This window comes from Actinomadura sp. NPDC049753 (genome assembly GCF_040674655.1).
Taxonomy (GTDB): Bacteria; Actinomycetota; Actinomycetes; order Streptosporangiales; family Streptosporangiaceae; genus Spirillospora; species Spirillospora verrucosospora.
Genome location: NZ_JBFARL010000004.1, coordinates 100,546 through 109,364, shown reverse-complemented (window position 1 = coordinate 109,364; position 8,819 = coordinate 100,546). Strand labels below are relative to the sequence as shown.

Sequence of the window (8,819 nt, the reverse complement as noted above, 5' to 3'; positions counted from 1 at the left end):
GCGAGGGCGCCGTCCGGAAGGGCGTGCGCCGGGGCGCCGTCGAGGGTCAGGTGCCCGGCGGCGTCGCGGCTGGTGGTCTCCGCGCGCTCCCACGATGGGGCCTTCGCGGAGCACCGAGCCGTGCATGACGACCGGTGCGCAGGGGTCGGACAGGGCCGGGCGCACCGCGTCGACGTCGGCCAGCAGCCACTGCGCGGCCTCGTCGGTGATGCGCCTGGCCACGGGATCGCCCGCGGCCGCGGCGGCGGCGACCACCGGGCCGAGGCGGCCCAGGGCCGCGGGCGGGCGGCCGTACACCTCCTTGATGATCGCCTGGGCGAGGCGGGGATTGGGCGGGGTGCCGGGAGACTCGGGATGGCACGGCGGCCCGTGCGGGCCCGGCGGCCCGCCGCCGCAGGCGGGGCGGGCGGACGGCGGGTAGGCGGACTCGGGAGCGAGTACGGCGGTGGCGCGCCCGCCGGGGGAGCCCCCGCCGGCGGACAGCGCGGCGGGGTGCGGCAGCGCGGGAGAGCCCGGTGACGGCGAAGGGGCGCCGGCCATGGCCAGCGCCCTTGGGTGGCGGGGTCTTCGCCGTTCCGAGTCGATCTGCGCCACCACGGTGGGGCCGAGCAGCGCCCGGGGGACCGAGTCGGTGAGCAGCGTCGGGGAGCCGCGGCCGTCGTAGGCGGCGAGCGCGGCCCGGACGGCCTCCTTCCCGAGCCACACCGCCGAACCCTCGTCACCGACGAGCCAGCCGTAGCCGTCCGCGCGCTGCACGATCGCGCCGTCGTTGATGACCGCCGCGCCGGCGCCCGTGCCGGAGAACACCACGATGCCCTTGGGCTCGCTGGTCCCCGCGGCGAACGCCACCGCGATGTCGGTCACCACCGCGGGCGAGCCGCGCAGCCCGACGGACTGCCAGGCCCGCCGGGCCGCCGCGACCGCGGCGGGACGGCCGGCCGAGCCGGCGCCGGCGATGCCGAACACGCCGGTGAGGATGTGGGTGCGGTCTAGGTCCCCGAGCGCCTCCCGCAGGGCGGTGGTCAGCGCCCCGGCGGTGTCGCCTCCAGAGTTGGGGTTGGCCCCTGGGCCGGTGCCGGAACCGGCCAGGGCTCCCCCGAGCGTCAGCACGACGCAGCGGGTCTTCGTGCCACCCGCGTCGATACCGACCACGTAAGGACCGGCCAAATGGGTCAACACATGGCGACCGTAGCCTTTCCTAACGTTGACGTGACATCCAGCGCGTAAGAAAATTTCCTCCATGAGGAAACCCATCGGCCCCGACCGGGGCCCCGAGCGGGGGATCACGGGGGAGCCCGCGGCGCCACGGGGCGACGCGGCGGGCAAGGACAGGGACGCCACGCCGCTGAGCACGGTGGTGCGGGTCCGTTCGCTGCTGCCCTCGCTGCCCCCCGCCGAGCGAAGAGTCGCTCAACGCGTCATCGACGACCCCGAAGGGGTCGCCAACTCGACCATCACCGAGCTCGCCCAGAACTGCGGCACCTCCGAGACCACGGTCATCAGGTTCTGCCGGGCGATCGGGTTCCATGGTTACCCAGAGCTGCGGCTGACCCTCGCCACCGAGGCGGGACGGGCCCAGAGCGCCACCGGCGGCCGGGTCATCGGCAGCGACATCAGTCCCGACGACTCGCTGGAGCAGATCGTCGAGAAGGTCACCTTCGCCGACGCGCGGGCCGTCGAGGAGACCGCGTCCCAGCTCGACATCAAGATGCTGGAGCAGGTCGTCGACGCGGTCGTCAACGCGAACCGGGTCGACGTCTACGGCGTCGGCGCGAGCGCGTTCGTCGCCGCCGACTTCCAGCAGAAGCTGCACCGCATCGGCCGGGTCTGCTCCGCCTGGGCGGACGCCCACATCATGCTGACCAGCGCCGCCGTCCTGAGCCCCGGCGACGTGGCGATCGGCATCTCGCACACCGGGGCGACCGTGGAGACCATCGACGCGCTGGAGGTCGCCAAGACCCGGGGCGCCCGGACCGTGGGGCTCACCAACTTCCCGAAGTCCCCCATAGCGGAGGTCGCGGACATGATCCTGACGACCGCCGCCCGGGAGACGACGTTCCGCTCGGGCGCCACCGCCAGCCGGCTGGCGCAGCTCACGGTGGTGGACTGCCTCTTCGTCGGAGTAGCGCAGCGCACCTACGGGTCTACCCGCAAGGCCCTCGAAGCCACGTACGAGGCGGTCCGCGGACGGACCGTGCGACCCGACCGGAGGCGTCGGTGATCGATTGCGAGCTCCCCACGGAGGGACGGAACCCGCGGACCCTCGACGTCGACACGCTGCCGACCATGGAGGTGCTACGCCTGATCAACTCTGAGGACGCGACCGTGCCGAGGGTCGTCGGCTCCGTGCTGCCCGAGGTCGCCCGGCTGGTCGACCTCGCCGTGGAGTCCCTGCGCGCGGGCGGCCGCGTGCACTACTTCGGCGCCGGCACGTCCGGCCGGCTCGCGGTCCTCGACGCCGCCGAGCTGCCCCCCACCTTCGGCATCTGGGGCCGGGTCGTGGCCCACAACGCCGGCGGCCCCGGCGCGCTGTCGCAGGCCGTCTCCGGCGTGGAGGACGACGTCGAGCTCGGCCGCCGGGACGCCCGCGACGTCCGGCCGGGCGACGTCGCCGTCGGCGTCGCGGCGAGCGGCCGCACCCCGTACGTGGTGGGGGCGCTGCGCGCCGCCGCCGCGGTCGGGGCGCGCACGGCGCTGATCAGCTGCAACCCGCACACGCCGTACGGGGACGAGGTGGAGGTGCACATCGGGCTCGCCACCGGGCCCGAGGTGATCAGCGGTTCCACCCGGATGAAGGCGGGCACCGCGACCAAGCTGGTGCTCAACTCCTTCTCCACCACCCTGATGATCAGGATGGGGCGCACCTACTCCAACCTGATGGTCAGCGTGAACGCGCTGAACTCCAAGCTGCGCGCCCGGCTGGTGCGCATCCTCACCGAGGCGACCGGGATGGACGCCCGCACCTGTGAGAACGCGCTGGCCGAGGCGGGCGGCAACACCCGCGTCGCCCTGGTCTCGCTCCTCGGCGAGGTCCCCGCGGCACGCGCCACGATGGTCCTGGAGGAAACCGACGGCGGCGTCCGCGAGGCGCTGCAACGCCTCAGATCCGCCTAGCGGTGTTCATGGCAGTGCCCTCCTCCTTCGGGCCCGGAGGGCCCTCCATCGTCGGGCACTGCGGGCGATCGCTGCATCGCTCCGTCTCGCCTTGACGGCTCGCTGCGCGATCAGGTTCTCGCTTCGCTCGAACCTGCCTTCGGACGCGATCGCGGGCCCCAGGTCGTCGCGGGGTTGCGGGGGTGGCCGATGTTGTCGGGGCGGCGGGCGGAGGTGAGGTGAGGGTGCCGCTTGCAGCGCCCGTTGCGGCGGGTGCTGCGGCGGCCGGGGTCAGCTTTCGTGGCGGCGGAGTTCCTGGCGGGCCACGGTGCGGACGTGGACCTCGTCGGGGCCGTCGAAGATGCGCATCGCGCGGACCCAGGAGTACATCGCCGCCAGAGGGGTGTCGTCGGAGACGCCTGCGGCGCCGTGCACCTGGATCGCGCGGTCGAGCACCTCGTGGACGATGCGCGGCACGACCACCTTGATCGCGGCGATCTCCGTCCGGGCGCCCTTGGCGCCGTGCCGGTCGATCAGCCAGGCGGTCTTGAGGGTCAGCAGCCGGGCCTGCTCGATCGCCATCCGCGACTCGGCGATCTGCTCGCGGACCACGCCCTGCCGGGCCAGCGGCCCGCCGAACGCCTCGCGGGACAGCGCGCGCCGGCACATCAGCTCCAGCGCCCGCTCCGCCATGCCGAGGGCCCGCATGCAGTGGTGGATGCGGCCGGGCCCGAGCCGCGCCTGGGCGATCATGAATCCGTCGCCCTCGCCCGCGACCAGGTTCGACGCGGGCACCCGGACGTCCTCGAAGAGGATCTCCGAATGCCCGTGCTGGTCCTGGTAGCCGAACACGGGCAGGTGCCGCACGACCGTCACCCCCGGGGCGTCGCGGGGCACGAGCACCTGCGACTGCTGCCGGTGCGGCGGCGCGCCGGGGTCCGTCCTGCCCATCACGATGAAGATCTTGCAGCGTTCGTCGGCGGCGCCGGTGATGAACCACTTGCGGCCGTTGACCACGTACTCGTCGCCGTCCCGGACGATCGAGGTGGTGATGTTGGTGGCGTCGGAGGAGGCGACATCGGGCTCGGTCATCGCGAACGCGCTGCGGATCTCGCCGTCCAGCAGGGGACGGAGCCAGCGCTCCTTCTGCTCGTCCGTGCCGAACATGTGCAGGACTTCCATGTTCCCGGTGTCGGGCGCCGCGCAGTTGACCGCCTCCGGGGCGAGGTCGGGCGAGCGTCCGGTCAGCTCGGCGAGCGTCGCGTACTCCAGGTTGGACAGCCCGGACACGTCCGGCAGGAAGAGGTTCCACAGGCCCCGCTCGCGCGCCTCGGCCTTCAGCTCCTCGACGACCGGGGGCAGCGCGTGCGGGTCGTTCTCCGCCCGCCAGGCGGCGTAGACGGGCTCGGCCGGGTAGACGCGCGCGTCCATGAACTCCTGGAGCCGGTCCCGGTAGTCGCGTGCCTTCGGGCTGAGTTCGAAGTCCATGGCCCGCATTCTGACAGAACGGGATTCGGTTGTTTCGCCGGGGATCGCCTACCATCGGCGCGTGAGCGTCAAAGCTGTGATCACCGACTGGGGCGGCGTCCTCACCTCCCCCCTGGCCGAAGCCGTCGAGGTTTGGCTCACCGCCGACCGCATCGACGTCGAGCGCTACAAGACCGTCATGCGCGCCTGGGTGAAGCAGGCCTACGACGGAGCCGGGACGAACCCCATCCACGGCCTGGAGGACGGCACCCTGCCGACCGCCGAGTTCGAGCGGCTCCTCGCGGCCGAGCTGCTCACCGTCGACGGCGCCCCTGTGGAGGCCGCCGGGCTCATCGCCCGGATGTTCGGCGCGTTCGCGCCGGTCGAGCCGATGTACGAGGCGCTGCGCGCGGTCCGCGCCGCGGGCGCCCGCACCGCCCTGCTGTCGAACTCCTGGGGCAACGAGTACCCCCGCGACCTGTTCGCCGAGATCTTCGACGCGATCGTCATCTCCTGCGAGGTCGGGATGCGCAAGCCCGACGAGCGGATCTTCCGGCACGCCCTGGACCTGCTCGGCCTGGCCGCCGCCGAGTGCGTCTTCATCGACGACATCGAGCACAACGTCCGCGCCGCGCAGGCCCTCGGAATCCGCGGCATCCTGCACACCGCCCCCGACACCACCATCGCCGAACTGCGCGGAATGGACCTGCTGCCCTGACCGTCTGGCAGACTTGCTGACCGTCATGCGCGTCTACCTGCCGTCCACGCTCACGCTGCTCGCCGGCGTCCACGCCGCGCGCGAGATCGGTCCCGCGCCGCTCGCCGCCCACGCGGTCACGCCCGCGCTGCGCGAGTGGTACGCGGGCGGCGACGAGGAGGAGCTGGAGTACGCGGCGATGTCCGCCGCCGCCCGCGCCTCCCTGCGCCTGCTCGCCGCCGACCCGTCCGTCCCGCGCCGCCGGGTCGTGCTGGCCGCCGAGGTCCCCGACGGCCAGGTCGCCTGGCCGCGCGGCGACGCGGCCCTCGGCAACGGCGACCGCGCCCGCGTCGAGCTCGCCGCCCCCGTCCCCTGGAAGCTGATCGCCTCCGGTCACGTCGACGACCCCGGCGCGGTCCCCGACATCGCCGCCGCCGCGGAGGCCCTCGCGGCCGCCGACGCCGGAGACGAGGACGCCCGCTTCACCGTGGACGGCGCCGAGGGCCACGAGCTGCTCTGGTACGCCACCCAGGAACTCGGCGACCTCCTCGACTAGCGGCCCGGGCGCGGGGTAGGTCCCTCGGCACGTCGACAATGCCGCCGGATCGCAGGGGGACGTCATGGACGCCGTCACCACCGTGCCGGTTCCGATGAACGAACCGGTCAGGACGTACGCGCCGGGAAGCGCCGAGCGGGCCGCGCTGGAAGCCAGGATCAAGGAGCTGGGCGGCGCCCAGACCGAGCTGACCATGGCGATCGGGGGCGAGCGGCGCATGGGCGCGGGCACGCCCGTCGACGTCGTGGAGCCGCACGACCACGGGCACGTGCTCGGCCGGCTGGGCGAGGCGACCGAGGCGGACGTGACCGAGGCGATCGCCGCGGCGCGGGAGGCGGCGCCCGCCTGGCGGGCCATGTCCTTCGACGACCGCGCCGCGATCTTCCTGCGCGCCGCCGAGCTGCTGGCCGGGCCGTGGCGGGCGACGGTGAACGCCGCCACGATCCTCGGCCAGTCCAAGTCGGTGCAGCAGGCCGAGATCGACGCCGCCTGCGAGCTGATCGACTTCTGGCGGTACAACGTCCGGTACGCCCGGCAGATCCACGAGCAGCAGCCGCTGTCGCCGCCCGGCGTGTGGAACAGGCTGGAGTACCGGCCGCTGGAGGGCTTCGTCCTCGCCATCACGCCGTTCAACTTCACCGCGATCGCCGGGAACCTGCCGACCTCGCCCGCGCTGATGGGCAACGTCGTGGTGTGGAAGCCGTCCCCGACGCAGCAGCTCGCCGCCCACCACACGATGCGCCTGCTGGAGGCCGCCGGCCTCCCGCCCGGCGTGATCAACATGGTCACCGGCAACGGGCGCGCCGTCTCCGCCGTGGCGCTGCGCCACCCCGAACTCGCCGGCCTGCACTTCACCGGCTCGGCCGCCACGTTCCAGGGGCTCTGGCGGACGATCGGCGAGAACATCTCCGGCTACCGCGGCTACCCGCGCATCGTCGGCGAGACCGGCGGCAAGGACTTCGTGGTCGCCCACCCGTCCGCGGACCCGGCCGTCCTCAAGACGGCGCTCGTCCGCGGCGCCTTCGAGTACCAGGGCCAGAAGTGCTCCGCCGCGTCCCGCGCCTACATCCCGCGCTCCGTCTGGACGGGCATGCGCGACGACTTCTGCGCCGAGGTCGAGGCCCTCACCATGGGCGACGTCGCCGACGACCTGTCGGCCTTCATGGGCGCCGTGATCGACGACCGGGCCTTCGCCAAGCACCGCCGCGCCATCGAGCGCGCCCGCGGGATCGACACCATGCAGATCCTCGCCGGCGGCGAGCTGGACGACTCGCGCGGCTACTTCGTCCGTCCGACGGTCCTGGAGTCGTCCGACCCGACCGACGAGATCTTCACCACCGAGTACTTCGGCCCGATCCTCGGCGTCCACGTCTACGACGACACCGACTACGACAGGGTCCTCACCCAGATGGAGGGCGTCTCGGACTACGGCCTGACCGGTGCCGTCATCGCCGACGACCGCGCCGCCATCGCCGAGGCCACCGAGCGGCTCCGCTTCGCCGCCGGGAACTTCTACATCAACGACAAGCCGACCGGCTCGATCGTCGGCCAGCAGCCCTTCGGCGGCGCTCGGGGGTCCGGCACCAACGACAAGGCCGGCTCGATCTTCAACCTCACCCGCTGGACGAGCGCCCGCTCCATCAAGGAGACCTTCGTCCCGCCCACCGACCACCGCTACCCGCACATGGGCTGAGGCCCCGCACCGTTCTGGGGGGCGACCCCCGGCCCCCCGGAGACCCCTTCGCCGCGGCGGTCGAAGGGGCGGCAGGCTTGACGATAGGCTCGCCTCGCCGTCCGCCGGACGGCACCGGAGCACACCCCCTGGAGCCGTCATGGGAACGGGATGTCGACGCTGAACCGTCTCGTGCTGTGGAACATCGACCACACCCTGGTCGACGTCGGGCGGATCACCCGGGACGCCTACGCCGAGGCGTTCCAGCGGACCATCGGGCGTCCGCTGCTGCGCCTGGCGCCCACCCCCGGCCGCACCGAATCCGAGATCATCTTCGAGACCCTCGCGTTCAACGACGTCGTCACCACCGACGACCACCTGCCCGCCTTCTTCGACGCGCTGGCGGAGGCGTTCGCGAGCCGCCGCGCCGACCTGCGCGCGCACGGCCGCGTCCTGGCCGGCGCCGGGGAGGCCGTGGAGGCGCTCGCGCACGTGCCCGGCGTCGTCCAGTCGGTGCTGACGGGGTCCCTCCAGCCGAACGCGGTGCTGAAGGTGACCGAGCTGGGGCTCGCCGGACGCCTCGACCTTGAGGCCGGCGGTTACGAGAACGGCGTCTACAGCAAGGCCGCCCTCCTGGAGGTCGCCCGCGCCCGCGCCGGCGAGCGCCACGGCGCCCGCTATCCCGAGTCCGCGACCGTCTACGTCGCCGACTCGCCCCGCGACGTCCAGGCCGCGCACATCGCCGGCTCGCCGATCCTCGCCGTCGCCACCGGGAGCGCCACCGAGGCCGAGCTCCGCGCCGCCGGCGCGGACCGGGTCCTGGCCACGCTCGCCGACACGGACGCGGTGGTGAGCGCGGTCGCCGACCTGACCCGTATGTAAGGGCCCGCATGTGAGAAGGCCGGCATGGTGAGAAGGCCGGCAAGGTGAGACAAGGTTGTCACCTCGGAAAGGCGGCGCCGCCCGCACGCGCTCGGTAACTTCTGGTAATCGCTTGACCTCAAGGAGTGATCGCCGTGCCGTGTCGTGCCGTCGCCCTGTCCACCGTCCTCGCCGCCGCTCTCGGCGCCGCCGCGCTCCTGCTCACCACGCCCCCTGCCGATCCCGCCCGGGCCGCGGCGGAACGCGCCGGAGAGATGTTCGTGTGCGAGCAGGTGGAGTCGCGGTACCCCCAGGTCTTCGGCCGGACCTGCGACCCCGGCCGGTGGGGGCCGCTCTCGGACTTCACCGTCATCGACCGCCGCGACGACAGCACCTACCGCTGCCAGACCGGCTGGGCCGAGGGGCCGCTCAGGGTCAGCGGCCAGAGTTGCCAGCTCCAGCGGGGCTGATCC

The 8,819-nt window shown here is 73.3% G+C and carries 9 protein-coding genes; 7 read left to right on the top strand and 2 right to left on the bottom strand.

Going from position 1 to position 8,819, the window contains the following annotated elements; all coding sequences use genetic code 11:
• The coding region (locus AB0K37_RS02420) for a BadF/BadG/BcrA/BcrD ATPase family protein (RefSeq protein WP_363973605.1) at positions 1-1,179 on the bottom strand (1,179 nt) is incomplete at its 3' end.
• A 61-nt stretch (positions 1,180-1,240) separates the two neighbouring features.
• Between AB0K37_RS02420 and AB0K37_RS02415 the strand changes: the two genes are divergently transcribed.
• Complete coding sequence (locus AB0K37_RS02415) at positions 1,241-2,221, top strand: MurR/RpiR family transcriptional regulator (protein WP_363973602.1); 981 nt, start codon at positions 1,241-1,243, stop codon at positions 2,219-2,221.
• Positions 2,218-3,114: an N-acetylmuramic acid 6-phosphate etherase gene (locus AB0K37_RS02410; protein ID WP_363973599.1), complete on the top strand. Its 897-nt coding sequence runs from the start codon at positions 2,218-2,220 to the stop codon at positions 3,112-3,114. The genes AB0K37_RS02415 and AB0K37_RS02410 overlap by 4 nt, the downstream gene beginning before the upstream one ends.
• A 270-nt stretch (positions 3,115-3,384) precedes the next feature.
• Here AB0K37_RS02410 and AB0K37_RS02405 read toward each other — a convergent pair whose 3' ends face one another.
• Positions 3,385-4,581, bottom strand: coding sequence for an acyl-CoA dehydrogenase family protein (locus AB0K37_RS02405; RefSeq protein ID WP_363973595.1), 1,197 nt, complete (start codon positions 4,579-4,581; stop codon positions 3,385-3,387).
• Between the two features lie 61 nt (positions 4,582-4,642).
• On the opposite strand from AB0K37_RS02405, the gene AB0K37_RS02400 reads away from it, so the two are divergent.
• From AB0K37_RS02400 to AB0K37_RS02380, 5 genes are all read left to right on the top strand, one after another.
• Positions 4,643-5,278 carry an HAD family phosphatase gene (locus AB0K37_RS02400; protein ID WP_363973592.1) on the top strand — a complete coding sequence of 212 codons (636 nt, stop codon included), beginning with the start codon at positions 4,643-4,645 and terminating at the stop codon, positions 5,276-5,278.
• A gap of 25 nt (positions 5,279-5,303) precedes the next feature.
• Positions 5,304-5,813 (top strand): hypothetical protein, encoded by a 510-nt coding sequence (locus AB0K37_RS02395; RefSeq protein ID WP_363973611.1) that lies wholly within the window; start codon positions 5,304-5,306, stop codon positions 5,811-5,813.
• 64 nt (positions 5,814-5,877) lie between these two features.
• Positions 5,878-7,506, top strand: a complete 1,629-nt coding sequence (gene pruA / locus AB0K37_RS02390; protein ID WP_363973589.1) for an L-glutamate gamma-semialdehyde dehydrogenase — start codon at positions 5,878-5,880, stop codon at positions 7,504-7,506.
• Between the two features lie 150 nt (positions 7,507-7,656).
• The gene (locus AB0K37_RS02385) at positions 7,657-8,367 is read left to right on the top strand and encodes a haloacid dehalogenase-like hydrolase (RefSeq protein ID WP_363973586.1); all 711 of its coding nucleotides are present in this window, start codon (positions 7,657-7,659) and stop codon (positions 8,365-8,367) included.
• A gap of 134 nt (positions 8,368-8,501) precedes the next feature.
• On the top strand, positions 8,502-8,816 hold the full coding sequence (locus AB0K37_RS02380) for a hypothetical protein (RefSeq protein ID WP_363973583.1): 315 nt from the start codon (positions 8,502-8,504) through the stop codon (positions 8,814-8,816).
• Positions 8,817-8,819: the final 3 nt, after the last annotated feature.